Genomic DNA, 19,680 nt, shown 5'->3' with positions numbered 1-19,680 from the left:
TATGGACTTCTTTATCGTAAGTTGCTGAAAAATGTCGTTAATGCGAGCGATGTATAATCATACTTTTATAGATAAACTGAATATCAATGACTCAACTTTGGCTTAATGCTAGGATAAAAACAAAATAGAATTGGCTAGTAAAAAGATGAAACGTTGGTATCTACTTTATTGTAAACGTGGGGAGCAGGTTAGGGCGAAACAACACCTTGAAAATCAAGGTGTTGAGTGCTTTTATCCAACTGTAGAAGTTGAGAAGATTTTGCGCGGTAAAAGACAAAAAGTCGAGGAACCGCTGTTTCCTTGTTACGTATTCGCTTACTTTGATTATGAGCAAGGGCCAAACTTCACCTCAGTCCGCTCTACTCGAGGTGTTGTTGACTTTGTGCGTTTTGGTGCTCAACCGAAAGAAGTTCAAGGTGACTTGGTCTTCGAATTGATGCAGCTAGAAAAGTGTTGTAATGACAATACCGTTTCTGAATGTATGCCAAAACCAGGCGATCAAATTAGAGTTAAAAGCGGTCAATTTGCGGGCATAGATGCCATCTTCCAAGAACAAGATGGTGAGAAACGCTCAATTATGCTAGTTCAGATGATCACCAAGCGTGTGCCTGTCAGCATAGACAATAGTGATTTAGATTTAAAATAGCCTAATTCCATCAAACATAAAAAGAGGTGCAAAAGCACCTCTTTTTGATCGTATCTAATTTTCTGTCTGTTTTAAAAGGATTGGACGAACCGACCCTTATCTTTATCGTAGAGAATTAGTATGAGTCGTTGTGAACGGTCTGTACTGCACGACCTGATGGGTCAACACAGTTTTGGAACGATTCATCCCATTCAATCGCCTTCGCTGAAGAACACGCTACTGAAGGGCCTCCTGGTACACACTCTGCTGCTGATGGAAGTGGGAATAACTCTTCAAAGATTTCACGGTACACGTAGCCTTCTTTTGTCGTTGGCGTGTTGTATGGGAATCGATATTGAGCTGTTTCCATCTGCTGGTCTGTCACTTTCTGTTCTGCTACTTCTTTCAGCGTATCGATCCAGCTGTAGCCAACGCCATCAGAGAACTGCTCTTTTTGACGCCATGCGATCGATTCTGGCAGGTAGTGCTCGAAGCACTCACGAAGGATGTGTTTCTCCATTTTACCGTTGCCACACATCTTGTCTGCTGGGTTCAAGCGCATTGCTACATCAATGAACTCTTTATCTAGGAAAGGTACGCGTCCTTCAACTCCCCATGCTGCCAGCGACTTGTTAGCACGAGCACAGTCGAACATGTTCAGAGCAAGCAGTTTACGCACTGTCTCCTCGTGGAACTCTTTCGCGTTTGGCGCTTTGTGGAAGTAAAGGTAGCCACCAAAGATTTCGTCAGCGCCCTCACCAGACAATACCATCTTGATACCCATCGCTTTGATCTTACGACCCATTAAGAACATAGGTGTTGATGCGCGGATAGTCGTCACGTCATACGTTTCAATGTGGTAAATCACGTCACGAATCGCGTCCAAACCTTCTTGAATCGTGTACGTCATTTCGTGGTGAACGGTACCAATTTGGTCGGCAACTTCGCGAGCTGCTTTCAGGTCAGGCGCGCCTTCTAGGCCAACAGCAAAAGAGTGCAGTTGAGGCCACCAAGCTTCAGACTTTTCATCATCTTCAATACGCATCGCTGCAAAGCGTTTTGCTACCGCAGATGTAATAGAAGAATCTAGACCGCCTGAAAGAAGTACACCGTAAGGCACGTCAGTCATTAGTTGGCGTTTAACAGCCGCTTCTAGCGCTTCAGTCAATTCTTCTTTGCTAGTGCTGTTACCTTGTACTGCTGCGTACTCGTTCCAGTCACGAACATAGTAACGTGTTGGCTCAGTATCTTTAGAGCTGTAGTAGCTACCAGGAGGGAATTCACTTACTGTTTTACATACTGGAACAAGAGCCTTCATCTCTGATGCCACATAGTAGTTACCATGCTCATCGTGACCTTGATAAAGAGGGATAATACCAATATGGTCACGGCCGACTAAATACTCATCTTTTTCTTCGTCGTAGAGCACAAAAGCGAAAATACCGTTTAGTTCTTCAAGGAGATCTGCACCCATATCTTGGTAAAGTGCAAGAATGACTTCACAGTCTGAATCGGTTTGAAATTCGTACTTTCCTTCGTAACGAGCACGAATTTCTTTATGGTTGTAGATTTCACCATTGACGGCAAGGATGAGCTTCTTATCAGGGCTGTATAGCGGCTGTGCACCACTATTTAGGCCAACAATCGCCAAGCGCTCGTGCGCTAAAATAGCACGCTCTGAAGAGTAAATCCCAGACCAGTCTGGGCCACGGTGACGAAGTTTTTTCGACATCTCTAATGCGATAGGGCGCAATGCGGCTGCATCGCTTTTAATGTCTAAAATGCCAAATACTGAACACATACTACATCCTTACTAAACTAAACAATTTCTAATCGGTATGGTTTAAATTTGCCATTACTAATAAAAAAAGCAACGTTTTGTGATTAAAAAAATGATAAAAGGCCTTGTTGTATGGAAAACATTTAACTCAACCGTTGTTTTGGTGAATGAGATCAAGGTTTGGTATGAAAAATATACAAAAAAGGCTTTCTATCAATAGAAAGCCTTTCAAAAAATATCAGTGCTGTTGCTTATTTAATTGGTGTGAATTTAGGCTGAAGTTGTTTACAGACGTGTCGAGCAAAACCGCTACCAGCTTCACTATAAATATTGAATGCTGCGTCAACGCCATTTTCAAGTAAGCCTTCCAATTGATCTGGGTATTCGGCGATAGCGGCAATTTGCCCCTTATATTTTCTGCGTTTAAGCTGCTCAAGTGCTGTTTGGTTACCTTGATGATGTGGCATTGCAAGCAGAACCAGTTTTACATGACCTGTATCTAAAATTCGCTCCCAGAAATCCTGGTCGGTGGCATCACCAGAAATCACATTTCTTCCTTCTGAACGATGATGATGTGCAGCGTCTTCACGAATTTCTATACCCAATGAAATTTTGCCATAGCGTGAGCGTAGCTCATCATAAGCGCCCGTTCCAATACGCCCCATACCTAAGATCAATACTTGGGCATGACCTGGGTTGATGAGTTGGTCGCGTTGATTGAGCTTTTCTACCGCTGTCTCTTGTAGCCACTTACCTGAATGTTGATAAATTTTATGGCTAAGGCGGTTAAGTGGCGCGGAAATTACAAAGGATACCGACACCGCAACCGCAATCGCAGCAAGCATATCACTTGGCATCCAGCCCATTTTATAGGCCAACCCTGCAACAATAAGACCAAACTCACTGTAGTTAAATAGTGATAAAGAGGCGAGCAAAGAGGTACGTACTCGAAACTTAAAATGATTAATAGTGACGAAGTACAAGAGTCCTTTGATTGGTAGCAGTAAGATAAATAGCAGGGCGAGAACGACGCCATTCACGCTCAATGAGGCGGATAAACCAATGTTTAAAAAGAAGCAGACTAAAAAGAGCTCCTTCATATTGAATAATGACTTGGATAGTTCTGAGGCTTTTGGGTGACCTGCGAGTAGCATGCCTAAAATTAGCGCGCCCAAGTCTGGTTTCATCCCGACCAACTCGAATAGCCCAGCACCGACAACAAGCGCGAAGAAAATACCGAATAGCACCAGCATTTCGCCGTGGCCAACTTTATCGAGCAGCTTATAGAATAGGGGACGAAGGAAAGGCAGTGCGAACAAACCGATGGCATACCATTCTGGGATTTTTCCGGTTGAAGCAGTCAGGAATACTACGGCAAAAATATCTTGCATAACTAAGATACCGATCGCGAGTGTGCCGTAGGTCGCGTTCATTTCGCCTTTTTCTTGCAATGCTTTTACGGCAAAAACGGTACTAGAGAACGATAGTGCAAAAGCTAAGAGCAGGATTTGGCTGCCGTCCATACTGGCTAGCGAAGTCAAGCCCAGTAGTTTTAAGCCGGATAACGCTAGGGCAAAAAAAGCGGTAGAGAGTATGTTGTGGGCGGTTGCCCCTCCCCATATTTCTTTGGACAGCAGGGTTTTTACATCGAGTTTGAGTCCAATAGTAAACAGAAGAAGAGTAACACCAAGATCTGCGAGAGTGACGATAACGTCATTGCTTTGGTAACCAAATGCATGCAAGCCAAATCCAGCTAGTAGAAAACCAACGAGGGGAGGGAGGCTGCATTTAAGCGCAATAAAACCAGCTAAAAAAGCGGCTGTAATTAGAATAATTTCCATACTGTTAAGCTGTATTCCTGATATACAAAAACGGGCTGTGAAAACACAGCCCGAGATTGTAACTCAATTGGTTGTATAAACTTAGTCTTCCAGTAACTTTTGTAACAAAACTCCGTTCAGCATAGCGCGTTTAATCATCGCAAATGCGCCCATCGTTGGCTGCTTATCAATGTGAGAAGCCACGATAGGGAGGTCGTTATGGAAAGTTTTAAGAGATTGATTCTCTACATTGCGTTGAATTGCAGGGAAAACAATATCTTGTGCTGCAGTAATATCGCCAGCAATTACAATTTTCTGTGGATTAAATAAGTTAACCGTAATCGCAATCGCTTTACCTAGCTGGTTGCCCACTCGCACTAAACTCTGTTTCGCAAGTTCATCACCATTCATTGCGTGCTGACATACCGCTTCAATTGTGATGTTTTCAAGGTCGGTTAAGCTTGATTCGTATCCTTGAGTAATCAGTTGCTTCACTCGTTGAATAATCGCTGGGTTTGCAGCTACGGTTTCTAAACAGCCAAAGTTTCCACATTGGCATTGCTCACCAAGCGGGTCAATTTGGATATGACCAATTTCACCGACGTTGCGGTTAAAACCAAGAAAAACCTGGCCGTTAACGATAATACCTGCGCCAGTACCGCGGTGGACGCTAACCAAAATAGAATCCTGGCAGTCTTGGCTTGCTCCAAAGTAGTGCTCAGCCAACGCCATGCCACGTACGTCGTTGCCAACAAAGCATGCTGTATTAAACTTCTCTCCAACAATTTCACCGAGAGCAAGATTATCGATATCGGTATTAGGCATGTATTCGACCACGCCAGTTGTTGGGTTAACAAGGCCCGGTAAAGTGATGCCGATAGCGATGAGTTGATCAATTTTGTCTTCGCAACGGCTTACGAAATCTTTTAATAAATCGATAAGCCCTGCGATTAAGTCTGCTTGGTTAGTGTAGTGCAATTCATGCTGATCTTCTGCAAGCGCGGTGCCACCTAAATCGTATAAACTGAACTGTACGTAATCTCGACCTAAGCGAACGGCAATCGAATGAAAAGGTTTGACTTCAGTAGTCAAAGAGATCGCACGACGACCACCAGTTGAAGCTTGTTGGGCGACCTCCTTAATAAGGCCGCGCTCTAAAAGTTGGCGGGTTATTTTGGTAACACTAGCAGGCGCGAGCTGACTCACGTCCGCGACTTGAATACGGGAGATAGGACCTTGCTGATCAATCAGCCTATATACCGCAGCGCTGTTAAGCTGTTTTACTAAATCTACATTACCAATCTGTCCGCCATTCATGCTTAATTTTGCTCGTATTGTCCGTTAACAACCGTCGCTTTTACTTTAAAGTCACGATCGAAAATGGTCAGGTTTGCAACCATCCCTTTTCGAACTCGGCCAAGGCGATCCTCAACACCAATTGCTGTTGCTGGGTATAACGTGGCCATTCGTAGAGCTTCGTCTAAAGCGATCCCCGCGTGCTCAACTGAATTCTGAACTGCTTCAATCATTGTCAAAGCTGAGCCGCCTAGCGTGCCATTTTCATCAACACACTTACCATCTCGGTAATATACTTTCTTACCGACAAAAATAAAGTGATCAATGTTAGCACCTGCTGGAGCTGTGGCATCCGTCACCAAAACAAGCTTGTCACCTTTGATTTTATGAGCAATTCGGATGTTTGCGTAGTCGACGTGAAAACCATCAGCAATAATGCCAGCGTATACGTCAGGAGTATCGTAAATTGCACCAACAACTCCTGGTTCACGACCAACCATTGGTGTCATTGCATTAAAGAGGTGTGTAGCAAAAGTAATGCCTGCTTCAAAGCTTTTACGTGCTTCGGCGTAGGTTGCATTTGTGTGGCCAATTGAAACCACGATGCCAGCAGCCTTTAATCGCGAAATATGCTCTGGGTCGTTATGCTCAGGTGCTAGCGTTACTTTCGCTACGATATCGGCGTTTGCGCAGATAAGGTCGATCATGCTTTCGTCTGATGGGCGAATAAAATCGACGTTATGGATGCCTTTTTTCGCGACGTTAAGGTAAGGACCTTCGAGGTGTAAACCAAGCGATTGATTTTGATACTTGTTGTGGTACTCACGAGCTGCGGCAATTGCAGTTCGCATATCTTCATCAGATGACGTAATGAGTGTTGGCAGGAAGCTAGTACAGCCAGATTTGAGGTTTGCCTGGTGCATGATTTGCATGGTTTCAGGGGTAATTGCATCGTTTAGCATTACACCGCCACAACCGTTCAACTGCAGATCGATAAAGCCTGGACTTAGATTAGCGCCTGCAAGGTCTTTTACTTCGATGCTTTGAGGTAGCTCAGAAACTGGCACAATAGATTGAATAAGATCGTTTTCGATGATGACCGCATGATCGGTAAGAACATCACTACCGGTATAAATTTTACAGTTACTTAGCGCGTACATAGTCAGCTAGTCCTTATAGATGAGAATTCAATTTCTATATCGTTATCTAAGTAGAGACTGCTTCAGTCATATGGGTACTTAGTTTGTATCACTGAATTAGATAACGAGTCACATACAGCAAGTCGCGTTTTATCGATGTTATTGTCATAGTAACTAACTGAAAAGTAATAATTGTATGGTTTTTCTATGATTCTTTTTCAGAGCAAAGTTACAGTGATTTACCCGCCTAGATACCAAAATAACACTGATTCTGCCTTGCATAAAGTGCGAGAATATTATCTTTAAAACGCCATTTTTTCGTATAATAAAATAAGTTTTATGATCTCGCTAGCAAAAACCTTCAGAAAGGGCAAATTGTGGTGATTATGATCACAAACGGTGAGCTTTTAATTTGCGGAGCAAAATTAATATCATAAACTTAGGATGACTAAATTGGACGGCTGAAATAAGTCATTCAACATAACATCTAATCCTATAGGGGGAACTTAAGGTGAACATTCTCGGATACTTCCAGAAGGTGGGTAAGGCGCTTATGGTGCCGGTTGCCACACTTCCTGCAGCAGCAATACTCATGGGTATTGGCTACTGGATCGACCCAAATGGCTGGGGCGCAAACAGTGCACTTGCTGCATTTCTTATTAAAGCTGGTGCAGCGATCATTGACAACATGTCAGTATTGTTCGCTGTTGGTGTTGCTTACGGAATGTCTAAAGACAAAGATGGCGCCGCTGCACTTTCAGGCTTCGTGGGCTTCTTAGTTGTCACAACGCTTTTGGCACCTGGTGCAGTATCACAAATTCAAGGCATTGACCCAAGTGAAGTACCTGCTGCATTTGGTAAAATCAATAACCAGTTCGTCGGTATCTTGGTTGGTATTGTTTCTGCTGAGTTGTACAACCGTTTTTCTCACGTAGAGCTGCACAAAGCACTGGCGTTTTTCTCTGGCAAGCGTCTTGTACCGATCCTAACGTCTTTTGCTGGTATCGTTATTGCGTTCATCCTGATGTACGTTTGGCCATCAGTTTACGGCGGTCTGGTAAGTTTTGGTGAAAGCATTCAAGGTATGGGTGAAGCAGGTGCAGGTGTTTACGCATTCTTCAACCGTCTTCTAATTCCTGTTGGTCTGCACCATGCACTAAACTCAGTGTTCTGGTTTGATGTTGCTGGTATTAATGACATTCCAAACTTCCTTGGCGGTGCGAAATCATTAGCTGAAGGCACGGCAACGGTTGGTGTTACGGGGATGTACCAAGCGGGCTTCTTCCCAATCATGATGTTTGGTTTACCAGGCGCTGCTCTAGCGATGTACCATACTGCGAAATCAAAGAATAAAGAGAAAGTGGCATCTATCATGATTGCAGCTGCGTTTGCTTCATTCTTTACAGGTGTAACAGAACCACTTGAATTTGCATTCATGTTCCTTGCTCCAGGACTGTACGTTCTTCACGCAGCGCTGACTGGTCTATCAGTTTATATCGCGGCATCAATGCAGTGGATTGCAGGTTTCGGTTTCTCTGCTGGTTTAGTCGACTTAGTATTGTCGACTCGTAACCCGCTAGCGGTAAATTGGTACATGCTCATTGTACAAGGTCTTGGTTTCTTTGCGGTTTACTACTTCGTGTTCCGTACCGTGATTGTTAAGTTTGGCCTTAAAACACCGGGACGTGAAGATGATGAAGAAGCTTCATCTAACGTGGCTGGATCAAGCAATTCTTCAGAGCTTGCTCGTCAGTACTTGAAAGCACTTGGCGGTCATGACAACCTAAGTTCTATCGATGCCTGTATTACTCGTTTGCGCCTTTCTGTGAAAGATATGAGCGTTATCAATGAGAAAACTCTGAAAGATCTTGGAGCTATGGGAGTTGTGAAGCTAGGTACAAACAACCTACAAGTTATCCTTGGTCCACTAGCAGAGATTGTTGCTGGTGAGATGAAGAATGTATCTAAAGATGAAGACTTAAGTGGTGTTCAGTTACCAGCTTAACTGTTTAATAGTGGTGCGATTGTTTGTTATTGGTATTGCAAACAATTGATACTACAACATCGCAAAAGGCCTCCGCAGGAGGCCTTTTTTCGTTTAGGCCCTTTGAATCTGCTTTGCTTTCACGCTAACTCGATAAATATTGTCGTTTTAGAGCGAGTTCTTGTTGTCTAATTGCTTAGAATTGTGGATCATTAGGAACAATGTACTCTGTGAAACCATACTTGGATACAGGGTTCCGTTTTCTCTGACAATACTAATATTTTTGAGGTGCTATAGATGAGTGAAGCTGATGCTCGTCCATCAAACTTTATTCGCCAGATCATTGATAAAGATCTAGCGGATGGTAAACACACTAGCGTGCATACTCGATTCCCGCCGGAGCCAAATGGCTACCTGCATATCGGTCATGCTAAGTCTATCTGTTTGAACTTCGGTATTGCTCAGGACTACCAGGGTCAATGTAATCTGCGTTTCGACGATACAAACCCTGAAAAAGAAGACATCGAATACGTTGAGTCTATCAAGAAAGATGTAAACTGGTTGGGCTTTGAGTGGAGTGGTGAAGTATGTTACTCATCAAACTACTTCGATAAGCTTTACGAATATGCAATTGAATTGATTAACAAAGGCTTAGCGTATGTAGATGAGCTAAGTCCAGAGCAAATTCGTGAATACCGCGGCACACTAAAGGCGCCAGGTAAACCAAGTCCATACCGTGACCGTTCTGTTGAAGAGAACTTGGCGTTGTTTGAAAAAATGCGCGCTGGTGAATTTGAAGAAGGTAAAGCGTGTCTTCGTGCTAAAATCGACATGGGTTCTTCATTCATGGTCATGCGCGATCCAGTTTTATACCGTGTGCGTTTTGCTACGCACCACCAAACTGGTGATAAGTGGTGCATTTACCCAATGTACGACTTTACGCACTGTATTTCTGATGCATTAGAAGGCATTACGCACTCTATTTGTACGCTTGAATTCATGGATAACCGTCGTCTGTACGATTGGGTTCTAGACAACATCACGATCGAAAGCCGTCCACATCAATACGAGTTCAGTCGTTTAAACCTTGAATACACAGTGATGTCTAAGCGTAAGCTTAACCAGCTAGTTACTGAAAAACTGGTTAATGGTTGGGATGATCCACGTATGCCGACTGTCTCAGGTCTGCGTCGTCGTGGCTTCACACCTGCATCTATTCGTGAGTTTTGTAAGCGTATTGGTGTAACGAAGCAAGAAAATATGATCGAGTTTAGTTCATTAGAATCTTGTATTCGTGATGACCTAAACGAGAACGCTCCGCGTGCAATGGCTGTACTGGATCCTGTTAAAGTTGTTATCGAAAACTTTGAAGCAGGCGCAGTAGAAAACTTGACAGTTGCCAACCACCCAAATAAACCTGAAATGGGCGTGCGTGAAGTGCCATTCACGCGTGAATTGTGGATTGAGCGTGAAGACTTCCGTGAAGAAGCGAACAAAAAGTACAAGCGTTTAGTGCTAGGTAAAGAAGTTCGTTTACGTGGTGCTTACGTGATCAAAGCTGAGCGCGTTGAAAAAGATGCCGAAGGCAACATCACAACGATCTTCTGTTCTTACGATGCAGATACGCTAGGTAAAAACCCAGCAGATGGTCGTAAAGTGAAAGGCGTTATTCATTGGGTGTCAGCTGATAAAGCTCTTCCAGCGGAAATTCGTCTGTACGATCGTTTATTTACGGTGCCAAACCCAGGCGCAGCGGAAGATTTTGCTTCTACTATCAACCCTGAATCATTAGTTGTGATCAATGGCTTTGTCGAGCCTAGCCTAGCTTCTGCAGAAGCAGAAAAAGGTTATCAGTTTGAACGTATGGGTTACTTCTGTGCAGACTCGAAAGACTCTTCAGCAGATAATCTAGTATTCAACCGCACGGTTGGTCTACGTGATACCTGGGCAAAAATTGAGAATCAATAATCTCGATTAATGCTGAGAGTGATGAAAAATGCCAGCACAAACGCTGGCATTTTTTATACCTAATCCCACAGAGTGCTATACAGATGTGCAAAACTGTGGATAAAAAAGATGGGCGTTTAGTAACTGTTGTTCTGTAACCAAAGTACTGACTTCTAAGGTACTGACTTCTAGAAACAAAAAACGCCAGCATGTGCTGACGTTTACTTTTTAAATTAACAAACCCTTATTTTTTCGGTTTGTGTGCATCTGGATTGTCTTTACAGCCACCATCGCTACACTTGCCGTACAAGTATAAGCTGTGGTTTGTTAGTGTAACATTGTACTTAGCTGCAATCTCTTTTTGACGTTCTTCGATAAGATCGTCAGAAAATTCAATTACCTCACCACAGTCTAGGCACACTAGGTGGTCGTGGTGATGTTGAGTCGATAATTCGAAGACTGACTTTCCACCTTCAAAGTGGTGACGAGTTACAATACCAGCATCGTCGAACTGGTTTAGAACTCGGTAAACAGTTGCTAGGCCAATTTCTTCACCTAGATCAATCAACTTTTTGTACAAATCTTCAGCACTGATGTGCTGGCAGTCTGGCTGCTGAAGTACTTCTAGAATTTTTAGCCTCGGAAGGGTTACTTTTAAACCCGCATCCTTCAGCGCCTGATTATTATCTGACATATACTTTCCCGTTGGATCATCTGCAGCGATTTAACAGAATTCAATCTTCCTACCATTATAGGATAAGCGTTCGGAACATTAAACCACGAACTTCAAAGGGTTAATAGAATCTTTTTGTAAATTAGAAACAGGTCCATTATATTACAGCTCTGACCAGTTACAATTGTGTAACATTAAGCTTGGAGAGGGCAGGGATAGCGATGAATAGGCGACTAGCGAAGATATACAAACCAGGAATTGTAAAGTTCGCACTCAATATTTGGCCTCCTTTTTGGGGGGCGGGTATTAAAATCTTACATATTTCTCAAGACTTCCGTACTGTAAAGGTACGTTTAAAGCTTCGCTGGTGGAATAAAAATGCCAATCGCACCCAATATGGCGGCAGTATTTTCTCTTTAACTGATCCTATTTACTCGTTGATGCTGATGGGGATTCTACGAGAGGAATATTATGTGTGGGATAAAGAGGCAAGCATTAACTTTATTAAGCCGGGGCAAAGTGATTTGTTTGCAGAATTTGAGGTCACTGAAGGGATGCTGGAAAACATTTATCAAATGACACGGAATGGAGAAAAGTGTTTTCCTGAGTTTATTACTCATGTAAAAGATAAACAGGGGAATGTGGTTTCAGAGGTTCAACGCAAGCTTTATGTAAGAAAGAAACCTCAGTATCGCGAAGAGGAAGTACTCACCGATGCTGTGTGACAATACATACAAAAAGACCTCCAAGTGGAGGTCTTTGCATCATTCAATTTGATTAGCCTTCTAGCTCAGCTAAACACATCTCTTCATAGATCTGTTTAACCCAGCTTTCAACACGCTCGTCAGTCAATTCTGGTTGGCGGTCTTCATCAATACATAGACCTACGAATTGGCTTTCGTCACCTTCAACAAGTGCTTTAGACGCTTCAAATTCGTAGCCTTCTGTCGAGGTATGGCCAAGAATTGTGCCGCCTTTAGATTCAACGATATCACGGACTGTGCCCATCGCGTCACAGAAGTATTCTGCGTAGTCTTCTTGGTCGCCACAGCCAAAGATAGCCACTAGCTTAGTAGAGAAGTCGATTTGCTCAAGCTCAGGGAAGAAGTCATCCCAATCACATTGTGCTTCGCCGTAGTACCAAGTTGGGATACCTAGAAGAAGAAGATCGAAGTTATCAATGTCTTCTTTGCTGCTTTTCGCGATGTCTTGAACGTGAACTAGATGTTTACCTAGTTGCTTTTGAATCATCTTTGCAACGGCTTCAGTATTACCTGTGTCGCTACCGAAGAAGATACCTACACTTGCCATAGAGTCTATACCTTTACATTGTTTGTTATTGGCGATGCTACTAAGGGTTTAACCTAACCCTGAGCCTTCCCAAGTTAGCTGAATTACACCTTTTGCAATAAAGCCAGCACAGCCTAGGAAAAGGACTAACCACACAATACGACGACCAAAAACAGGTACATTGCCTTGCTTTAGCACATCTTTTATCGCCATCCCGATGAAAAAAAAGATAGCAGCAAAAAGAAGATCGAGCCCAATAGACTCGAGCATATCCATATAGTCGTAAAGCATTTTAGCCCTTCATGCCGAAAAATCTTGGGCGCACTATACCACTGTTAAACGGTAAAGTTAATGCACTACAAGAAGGGTTATTTCAATAATCTAGTGTTGCTTTTCGAATTTGTTAACTCGAAATGTATTTTCGAATGACTCTCATTACTTCTGTCGGTTTCTCGGCGTGTAACCAGTGACCAGTGCCAGCGATAATGTGTGCTTTAGCATGGTTAAATTGTCGCTTCACTGCCGGCTGATGTTCTGGCATTAAGTAGTCAGAGTCGCCGCCTTTGATAAATAAAGTTGGGATATCTGTTGGTGTGATTTCTTGCCAGCCAATAATTTGGTCATAATTCTCAAAAAGGCTCGGTACGTTAAACCGCCAATCCATCTTATCGCCATTTTTGTACAGTGATTTAGAGAGAAATTGTCTTACACCATCGAGTTCAATATGTTGAGCTAGGATATCCATGGCTTGCTGTCGATTTGCTGGTTTTTCATTAATAACAGCATGTAAGCCGTTAAAAACATTATCGTGACGGTTCGTAGTGTAGGCTACAGGCGCCATGTCGAGAACGACTAACTGCTTGACTACATTTGGCGCAATGTCCACAAGAGCCATCGCGACTTTTCCGCCCATGGAGTGACCAATAACAATAGATGGCTCAACGTTTAAGTGCTGAAGGAGCTGAGCCACATCTTTTGCCATATCGGTATAGTTATGGACTTCGGAGTGGAAAGAGAGGCCGTGATTTCTCAGATCAATACTGATCACCGTGTGATCTTTAATAAGATCGCGGGCGAGTAGACCCAGATTACTTAAACTACCAAACAATCCGTGAATCAAAACAACTGTTTGGCCTTGGCCTTCCTGCTTATAGTTGAGTAATGCTGACATTTTATCTTATTCGTGATGGGTTTAACGTGGAGTATCCGCGTGGATCTCGTTATAATCCCCCAGAGTTTAAACATTGAGAATGTGAAAAGCGAATGAAAACAATTGAGGTTGATGAGGATCTATACCGTTATATAGCTAGTCAAACTAAGCATATCGGTGAAAGCGCCTCGGATATTTTGCGACGCCTTTTAAACCTTGATGGTCAGTTGCAGGAAGCTAAAGCCGCGCCTGTAGTAGAGAAGCCACAAGGGATTGTAGTAAGTAAAGATGCGGGTAAAACGGAATCTGTTGATGTAGTGAAAGAAATGCGTTCGCTGCTTATTTCTGATGAGTTTGCCGGTCTAAAAAAAGCGATTGATCGCTTTATGTTGGTATTATCGACCTTACATAAATTGAATCCAGAAGGTTTCGCCCAGGCTACGAATGTAAAAGGACGCAAACGCGTGTACTTTGCAGATAATGAAGAAACCTTGCTAGCAAACGGTAATACGACCAAGCCAAAAGCCATTCCTGGCACACCGTTTTGGGTTATCACGAATAACAATACAAGTCGTAAAAGACAGATGGTTGAACAAGTGATGGCACACATGGGGTTCCAACCTGACTTAATAGAAAAAGTAACAGGTTCAATCTAAGAAACCTGATAGAAGCCTCATAATGCGTCGCAGTGAGCGGATATTATGAGGCTTTTTTAATTTTATTTGTATTGAAAGAAAGGATGTCAAACATGGCTATGCACCCTCGTGCTGGGCAAAAAGCGCAGCAGGAAGATCTTCACAATATCCCAGCACTCGTTGCTAACTACTTCTTACTTCAACCAGACGCGGCAAACGCAGAACACAAAGTTCAATTTGGTACTTCTGGCCACCGCGGTACTGCAGACAAGCACACTTTTAACGAAAACCACATTTTAGCGATCGCTCAAGCGGTAGCAGAAGTTCGTGCTGAGCAAGGCACAATTGGCCCGTTGTTTGTGGGTAAAGACACGCATGCGCTATCTGAGCCTGCTTTCTCAAGTGTGATTGAAGTACTGATTGCAAACGGTGTGAAATTGATTGTCCAACAAGACAACGGTTACACGCCAACACCGGGTATTTCACACGCGATTCTGACTTACAACATCAAACACGATGAAAAAGCAGACGGTATCGTTATTACCCCATCACATAACCCACCACAAGACGGCGGTATCAAATACAATCCGACACATGGTGGTCCTGCAGAAGCTGAGTTGACTCAAGCTATCGAAGATCGTGCGAACGAATTGATTGCTGAAGGTTTACAAGGTGTTAAACGCCTACCACTAGCAGAAGCAAAAGCATCGGATCTGTTTGTAGAGATGGACTTGGTGAAGCCATACATTGATGACCTGGTGAACGTTATCGATATGGAAGCAATCCAAAAAGCGAACCTGAAGATTGGTGTAGATCCATTGGGTGGCAGCGGTATCGATTACTGGCGTCAAATTGGTCAGGCATACAACCTAGACCTAACGCTAGTAAGTGAATCTATCGATCCTTCTTTCCAATTCATGTCGCTAGATAAAGACGGCGTTGTGCGTATGGACTGTTCTTCTCCTTACGCAATGGCGGGTCTATTGGCACTGAAAGACGAATACAATTTAGCATTTGGTAACGATCCTGACTACGACCGTCACGGTATCGTTACGCCAAAAGGTTTGATGAACCCGAACCACTTCTTAGCCGTTTGTATTGACTACTTGTACCGTCATCGTGACGAGTGGGGTAAAGATGTCGCTGTTGGTAAAACACTAGTTTCAAGTGCGCTGATTGACCGTGTTGTTGCGGATCTAGGTCGTGAGCTATGTGAAGTGCCTGTTGGTTTCAAATGGTTTGTAGACGGTCTGTACACTGGTAAGTTTGGTTTCGGCGGCGAAGAAAGTGCTGGTGCGTCTTTCCTTCGTAAAGATGGCACGCCTTGGTCAACAGACAAAGATGGCATCTTGCTATGCCTTCTAGCAGCAGAGATCACTGCGGTAACGGGTAAGAACCCACAAGATTACTATGAAGAGCTAGCGGCGAAGCACGGTGAGTCGAAGTACAACCGTATTCAAGCTGTAGCAAATGGCCCACAAAAAGACGTATTGAAGAAGTTGTCACCAGAAATGGTTGCGGCTGAAACTCTAGCAGGTGATGAGATCACTGCTCGTCTAACGCATGCACCAGGCAATGGTGCTGCGATTGGTGGCCTTAAAGTAACGACAGCTAACGGTTGGTTCGCTGCTCGTCCATCAGGCACAGAGGACATCTACAAGATTTACTGTGAAAGCTTCAAAGGTGAAGAACATCTGAAACAAATCGAAGCTGAAGCACAAGAGATCGTTAATCAAGTGTTTGCAGCCGCTGGTTTGTAAAACATCCAATGGTCAATGTATCTAGCAAAGGGTTGATGTGAAAACATCAACCCTTTCATGTTTAAGTGCCCCGAACCGCTTTATCTCCGGGCCATGAATCTGGTACCACAAACCAGAATTGACCGTCTTCCGTTTGTGCGTGTATGAATCGATCTAAAGGCTTTTCAATAGGTTGAGAGAAATCGTCTGTACCGATCGCCCAGCATGGTTTATGTAAATGATAAAGGGGTTTACCAATTAAATCCCATTGACTTTGATAGCACCAGTAACCACTAATCTGACTTGGATTTAATTCATAACCCAAGCACTCCTTAGGGGGTGGCTCTGGAGTAAACGGATTGATATAGAGTCGTCCTTGCATCATTAGGCGCTCTTGTGGGGCGTCGTTTAACGGAATTATTTTTTGAAATTCCGGGCGATCGCTCATTTTCAATTGATGAGTAAGCATTCTATTCAGTTTTGTATGCAGCTGGTCGTGAGCATTCGGACCATACCAAACGCCGTTATAAAGAAGATAAAACTTAATCGCCACTTCCCAGTGTTCTATTTGATTTGATTCTGTATTCCGCAACACCAAATCGACAGCACCAATGGTCTTACCTTCCGCGTCGTTTAACTGAATTTCTTCGGCAATAATCTGATATCGTTCTGAATTAGAAAGAGCCGCAGTGCATAGGTGCTGATATAAAAAACCCAGCCTCGGATTACCATTGTATTGTTCTGAGCTATTCAAAGGTTTGACCGAGACATCTTCTAAGGTTGCAAACGGAGGGGTTAACTTGAAAAGCGGAGGTGAAGTGGCGATCCATTGGTAAAAGCGTTGCAGTTGGTTCATCCGTATCCCTAAATTTATGGTGAGGCGACAAGCTTTGTTATTGTAACTAAATTTGCTTTTGAGGGTAGGGTGGCTAGCATCGATATTAGGGTTCGAGATACACTTTAAAGACCTAAATGATATCAAGGTGCCAGATGTCAAAACGTTGTTGTATCAACTAGGTTGCACTCTTTCGTCTGATTCCATCGAGAGGTTATTTAGGTTTACATGCGCTAGAAATTGGAAGTAATAATGAATAACTTAAAGTTAGAACAGATTCTTAATGACAAACTGTCACCGCAGTTAATTAAAGATTACGCACCAAATGGGTTACAGGTAGAAGGGAAATCAGCGGTAAAGCGTGTTATCACTGGCGTAACCGCCTCTCAAGCCTTAATCGATAAAGCGATTGAGCTTAATGCAGACGCATTGCTTGTTCATCATGGCTATTTTTGGAAAGGTGAGCCTGAGCCAATTCGTGGCATGAAAGGTAAACGAATTCGTAGCCTGATCAAAAATGATATCAACTTATATGGTTATCACCTTCCTCTAGATATTCATCCAGAGCTAGGCAACAACGCTGAATTAGCTCGCTTACTTGAAATCGAAGTAGAAGGTGGGCTTGAAGGGCACCCTCAGTCAGTTGCTATGTTTGGGCGCTTGAAAAAGCCGATGTCTGGTGTTGAATTTGCGAGTAAGATCAACCAAGTTCTTGAAAGAGAGCCTCTGCATATCGCTCCAGAGAATACTGATAAGATGATTGAGACAGTCGGCTGGTGCACTGGTGGAGGGCAGGATTTCATTGAACTTGCTGTACAGCACGGGCTGGATGCATTTATCTCTGGAGAAATTTCAGAGCGCACCACTTATACCGCTCGTGAAATGGACATTCATTACTTTGCTGCAGGTCATCATGCTACTGAGCGTTATGGTGTTCAGGCCTTAGGCAAATGGCTAGCGGATGAATACGGCCTACATGTGGAGTTTATCGATATAGATAATCCGGTTTAACGTTCGCTATTCGTAACGTTAAGTGCTGAAAAGAAAAAGGGTTGAGACGAAAATCTCAACCCTTTTGTTTGTCTATCTTCGTACTAAAAGATCATTCACGTTCGTGAAGTGGAGAAAACTCACGTTGTGTTTCGCCAGTGTATAGCTGACGAGGACGACCAATGCGGTTCAGTGGATCGCTATGCATTTCGTTCCAGTGAGCAATCCAGCCGATGGTACGAGAAATCGCGAAGATAACCGTAAACATAGAAACTGGAATACCAATCGCTTTAAGAATGATACCTGAGTAGAAGTCTACGTTCGGGTACAGCTTCTTAGACACGAAGTACTCATCAGAAAGCGCAATGCGCTCAAGTTCCATTGCAACGTCTAGCAGAGGGTCTTGAATGTTTAGCTCTTTGAGAACTTCATGACACGTTTCGCGCATTACTGTCGCACGTGGGTCGTAGTTCTTGTAAACGCGGTGACCAAAGCCCATTAAGCGGAATGGGTCATCTTTGTCTTTCGCGCGGTCTACATATTCAGGGATCTTATCGACGCTGCCAATCTCTTCTAGCATTCTCAAGCAGGCTTCGTTCGCACCACCGTGAGCAGGTCCCCAAAGGGATGCAATACCAGCGGCAATACATGCAAATGGGTTCGCACCAGAAGAGCCAGCTAGACGTACAGTTGATGTCGACGCATTCTGTTCGTGATCCGCGTGTAGAGTGAAAATCTTATCCATCGCACGGGCAACCACAGGATTTACTTCATACTCTTCGCAAGGGTTTGCGAACATCATATGCAAGAAGTTCTCTGCGTAGCTAAGGTCGTTACGAGGGTAAATAAATGGCTGACCGATAGAATATTTGTAACACATCGCCGCCAGTGTTGGCATTTTTGACAGCAGGCGGTACGCTGCAATTTCGCGGTGTTCGTCGTTGTTAATGTCAAGAGAGTCGTGATAGAAGGCTGCAAGTGCTCCAACTACACCACACATTACCGCCATTGGGTGAGCATCGCGTCGGAAGCCATGGAAAAAGCTTGCGATTTGCTCGTGTACCATTGTGTGACGAGTAACGGTCGTTTTGAATTGCTCGTACTGTTCTCGGGTAGGGGCTTCACCATAAAGAAGGATGTAACATACTTCTAAGTAATCTGCGTTATTGGCTAATTGATCAATCGGGAAACCGCGGTGCAAAAGAATACCTTTGCCGCCATCGATGTACGTGATTGATGATTCACAAGATGCAGTGGCAAGAAAACCTGGGTCAAAAGTAAAGTAACCATTGGCTCCCAGCTTACGAACGTCAATTACAGGTGTACCTAGCGTACCGTCCATAATTGGCAGTTCGATTGGCGCTTGACCTTCAACATGAAGGGTCGCTTTCTTATCCGCCATAACAATCTCCTTTGTTTATTATTTAATCCGTCCAGGATGTTTATGTGCCATTTTTGTACTGTTGTTAAAGCTTAAAGTCAATTTTTCTCCATCTTTGTGTGCACTTGTTATGATTTTTCTCATGAAAATCGTTAAAAATCTGTTCTATGTAGCATAATTTGTTACACCAATTGTATTAGAATGTTGCTCGCCGTATATTGGCAAAGAAAATTTTAGTTAAATCCTTATAAATTCGGGGCTAGAAACAAAGAGTGAGGTTTGTTGCTGGATTCCGTTTGTTAACAAATCGTTTACAATTATCTGGGTGGTTACTCGCGATATTTGTTAAGTAGATGTTAACTTTTGTACGTTTGGAAGCTGAAATTGGTTATAACA

The 19,680-nt window shown here is 43.4% G+C and carries 17 protein-coding genes; 7 read left to right on the top strand and 10 right to left on the bottom strand.

Annotation, left to right across the window (positions count from 1 at the left end):
* The first annotated feature begins 145 nt into the window (after window positions 1–145).
* Window positions 146–646 carry a transcription/translation regulatory transformer protein RfaH gene (gene rfaH, locus J4N43_RS11560; RefSeq protein ID WP_005382098.1) on the top strand — a complete coding sequence of 167 codons (501 nt, stop codon included), beginning with the start codon at window positions 146–148 and terminating at the stop codon, window positions 644–646.
* Between the two features lie 115 nt (window positions 647–761).
* Here rfaH and asnB read toward each other — a convergent pair whose 3' ends face one another.
* From asnB to nagA, 4 genes are all read right to left on the bottom strand, one after another.
* Window positions 762–2,426, bottom strand: a complete 1,665-nt coding sequence (gene asnB, locus J4N43_RS11555) for an asparagine synthase B (protein WP_005384979.1) — start codon at window positions 2,424–2,426, stop codon at window positions 762–764.
* Between the two features lie 230 nt (window positions 2,427–2,656).
* Window positions 2,657–4,246 (bottom strand): cation:proton antiporter domain-containing protein, encoded by a 1,590-nt coding sequence (locus J4N43_RS11550; RefSeq protein ID WP_158159584.1) that lies wholly within the window; start codon window positions 4,244–4,246, stop codon window positions 2,657–2,659.
* 81 nt (window positions 4,247–4,327) lie between these two features.
* Window positions 4,328–5,542, bottom strand: a complete 1,215-nt coding sequence (nagC, locus tag J4N43_RS11545) for a DNA-binding transcriptional regulator NagC (protein WP_005382105.1) — start codon at window positions 5,540–5,542, stop codon at window positions 4,328–4,330.
* A 2-nt stretch (window positions 5,543–5,544) separates the two neighbouring features.
* Window positions 5,545–6,681 (bottom strand): N-acetylglucosamine-6-phosphate deacetylase, encoded by a 1,137-nt coding sequence (gene nagA / locus J4N43_RS11540; protein WP_053350445.1) that lies wholly within the window; start codon window positions 6,679–6,681, stop codon window positions 5,545–5,547.
* 490 nt (window positions 6,682–7,171) lie between these two features.
* Here nagA and nagE point away from each other — a divergent pair, with 490 nt between their 5' ends.
* Together nagE and glnS are read left to right on the top strand one after the other, a co-directional pair.
* On the top strand, window positions 7,172–8,665 hold the full coding sequence (gene nagE / locus J4N43_RS11535; RefSeq protein ID WP_005384985.1) for an N-acetylglucosamine-specific PTS transporter subunit IIBC: 1,494 nt from the start codon (window positions 7,172–7,174) through the stop codon (window positions 8,663–8,665).
* A gap of 276 nt (window positions 8,666–8,941) precedes the next feature.
* Window positions 8,942–10,612 carry a glutamine--tRNA ligase gene (gene glnS / locus J4N43_RS11530; RefSeq protein ID WP_005382124.1) on the top strand — a complete coding sequence of 557 codons (1,671 nt, stop codon included), beginning with the start codon at window positions 8,942–8,944 and terminating at the stop codon, window positions 10,610–10,612.
* Window positions 10,613–10,835: 223 nt separating this feature from the next.
* Here glnS and fcrX read toward each other — a convergent pair whose 3' ends face one another.
* The gene (gene fcrX / locus J4N43_RS11525; RefSeq protein ID WP_005382141.1) at window positions 10,836–11,285 is read right to left on the bottom strand and encodes a ferric iron uptake transcriptional regulator FcrX; all 450 of its coding nucleotides are present in this window, start codon (window positions 11,283–11,285) and stop codon (window positions 10,836–10,838) included.
* Between the two features lie 200 nt (window positions 11,286–11,485).
* Between fcrX and J4N43_RS11520 the strand changes: the two genes are divergently transcribed.
* Window positions 11,486–11,989 carry a DUF4442 domain-containing protein gene (locus J4N43_RS11520; RefSeq protein WP_005382144.1) on the top strand — a complete coding sequence of 168 codons (504 nt, stop codon included), beginning with the start codon at window positions 11,486–11,488 and terminating at the stop codon, window positions 11,987–11,989.
* Window positions 11,990–12,041: 52 nt separating this feature from the next.
* On the opposite strand, the gene fldA is transcribed toward J4N43_RS11520, so the two are convergent.
* The 3 genes from fldA to J4N43_RS11505 all read right to left on the bottom strand — a co-directional run bounded on the left by fldA (window position 12,042) and on the right by J4N43_RS11505 (window position 13,725).
* The gene (gene fldA, locus J4N43_RS11515) at window positions 12,042–12,575 is read right to left on the bottom strand and encodes a flavodoxin FldA (RefSeq protein ID WP_005382146.1); all 534 of its coding nucleotides are present in this window, start codon (window positions 12,573–12,575) and stop codon (window positions 12,042–12,044) included.
* Window positions 12,576–12,623: 48 nt separating this feature from the next.
* Window positions 12,624–12,845: a DUF2788 domain-containing protein gene (locus tag J4N43_RS11510; protein WP_005393038.1), complete on the bottom strand. Its 222-nt coding sequence runs from the start codon at window positions 12,843–12,845 to the stop codon at window positions 12,624–12,626.
* 112 nt (window positions 12,846–12,957) lie between these two features.
* Window positions 12,958–13,725: an alpha/beta fold hydrolase gene (locus J4N43_RS11505; protein ID WP_017819953.1), complete on the bottom strand. Its 768-nt coding sequence runs from the start codon at window positions 13,723–13,725 to the stop codon at window positions 12,958–12,960.
* A 92-nt stretch (window positions 13,726–13,817) separates the two neighbouring features.
* Between J4N43_RS11505 and seqA the strand changes: the two genes are divergently transcribed.
* Both seqA and pgm read left to right on the top strand, forming a co-directional pair.
* Entirely contained in the window at window positions 13,818–14,360 is a 543-nt protein-coding gene (gene seqA, locus J4N43_RS11500; RefSeq protein ID WP_005382149.1) for a replication initiation negative regulator SeqA, read from the top strand.
* Window positions 14,361–14,452: 92 nt separating this feature from the next.
* Window positions 14,453–16,099 (top strand): phosphoglucomutase (alpha-D-glucose-1,6-bisphosphate-dependent), encoded by a 1,647-nt coding sequence (pgm, locus tag J4N43_RS11495; protein ID WP_158159585.1) that lies wholly within the window; start codon window positions 14,453–14,455, stop codon window positions 16,097–16,099.
* 61 nt (window positions 16,100–16,160) lie between these two features.
* On the opposite strand, the gene J4N43_RS11490 is transcribed toward pgm, so the two are convergent.
* A complete protein-coding gene (locus J4N43_RS11490) occupies window positions 16,161–16,934 on the bottom strand; it encodes a DUF1853 family protein (protein ID WP_017819952.1) in 774 nt (257 codons plus the stop codon).
* 231 nt (window positions 16,935–17,165) lie between these two features.
* On the opposite strand from J4N43_RS11490, the gene J4N43_RS11485 reads away from it, so the two are divergent.
* Window positions 17,166–17,924 carry a Nif3-like dinuclear metal center hexameric protein gene (locus J4N43_RS11485; protein WP_005382162.1) on the top strand — a complete coding sequence of 253 codons (759 nt, stop codon included), beginning with the start codon at window positions 17,166–17,168 and terminating at the stop codon, window positions 17,922–17,924.
* A gap of 91 nt (window positions 17,925–18,015) precedes the next feature.
* Here J4N43_RS11485 and J4N43_RS11480 read toward each other — a convergent pair whose 3' ends face one another.
* On the bottom strand, window positions 18,016–19,305 hold the full coding sequence (locus J4N43_RS11480; protein WP_017819951.1) for a citrate synthase: 1,290 nt from the start codon (window positions 19,303–19,305) through the stop codon (window positions 18,016–18,018).
* Window positions 19,306–19,680 lie beyond the last annotated feature (375 nt).

The sequence above is a fragment of the Vibrio sp. SCSIO 43009 genome (genome assembly GCF_023716525.1).
Lineage (GTDB): Bacteria > Pseudomonadota > Gammaproteobacteria > Enterobacterales > Vibrionaceae > Vibrio > Vibrio alginolyticus.
The sequence above is the reverse complement of the archived record's forward strand: the minus strand, read 5'-3'. Positions and strand labels throughout refer to the sequence as shown.

Excerpts from the sequence above, each read along its gene's own strand:
- J4N43_RS11550 (WP_158159584.1), bottom strand. The coding sequence starts at position 4,246 with ATGGAAATTATTCTAATTACAGCCGCTTTTTTAGCTGGTTTTATTGCG.
- nagC (WP_005382105.1), bottom strand. The coding sequence starts at position 5,542 with ATGAATGGCGGACAGATTGGTAATGTAGATTTAGTAAAACAGCTTAAC.
- glnS (WP_005382124.1), top strand. The coding sequence starts at position 8,942 with ATGAGTGAAGCTGATGCTCGTCCATCAAACTTTATTCGCCAGATCATT.
- J4N43_RS11520 (WP_005382144.1), top strand. The coding sequence starts at position 11,486 with ATGAATAGGCGACTAGCGAAGATATACAAACCAGGAATTGTAAAGTTC.
- rfaH (WP_005382098.1), top strand. The coding sequence starts at position 146 with ATGAAACGTTGGTATCTACTTTATTGTAAACGTGGGGAGCAGGTTAGG.
- J4N43_RS11485 (WP_005382162.1), top strand. The coding sequence starts at position 17,166 with ATGAATAACTTAAAGTTAGAACAGATTCTTAATGACAAACTGTCACCG.
- J4N43_RS11505 (WP_017819953.1), bottom strand. The coding sequence starts at position 13,725 with ATGTCAGCATTACTCAACTATAAGCAGGAAGGCCAAGGCCAAACAGTT.
- J4N43_RS11490 (WP_017819952.1), bottom strand. The coding sequence starts at position 16,934 with ATGAACCAACTGCAACGCTTTTACCAATGGATCGCCACTTCACCTCCG.
- asnB (WP_005384979.1), bottom strand. The coding sequence starts at position 2,426 with ATGTGTTCAGTATTTGGCATTTTAGACATTAAAAGCGATGCAGCCGCA.
- fldA (WP_005382146.1), bottom strand. The coding sequence starts at position 12,575 with ATGGCAAGTGTAGGTATCTTCTTCGGTAGCGACACAGGTAATACTGAA.
- seqA (WP_005382149.1), top strand. The coding sequence starts at position 13,818 with ATGAAAACAATTGAGGTTGATGAGGATCTATACCGTTATATAGCTAGT.
- J4N43_RS11510 (WP_005393038.1), bottom strand. The coding sequence starts at position 12,845 with ATGCTTTACGACTATATGGATATGCTCGAGTCTATTGGGCTCGATCTT.
- fcrX (WP_005382141.1), bottom strand. The coding sequence starts at position 11,285 with ATGTCAGATAATAATCAGGCGCTGAAGGATGCGGGTTTAAAAGTAACC.
- pgm (WP_158159585.1), top strand. The coding sequence starts at position 14,453 with ATGGCTATGCACCCTCGTGCTGGGCAAAAAGCGCAGCAGGAAGATCTT.
- nagA (WP_053350445.1), bottom strand. The coding sequence starts at position 6,681 with ATGTACGCGCTAAGTAACTGTAAAATTTATACCGGTAGTGATGTTCTT.
- J4N43_RS11480 (WP_017819951.1), bottom strand. The coding sequence starts at position 19,305 with ATGGCGGATAAGAAAGCGACCCTTCATGTTGAAGGTCAAGCGCCAATC.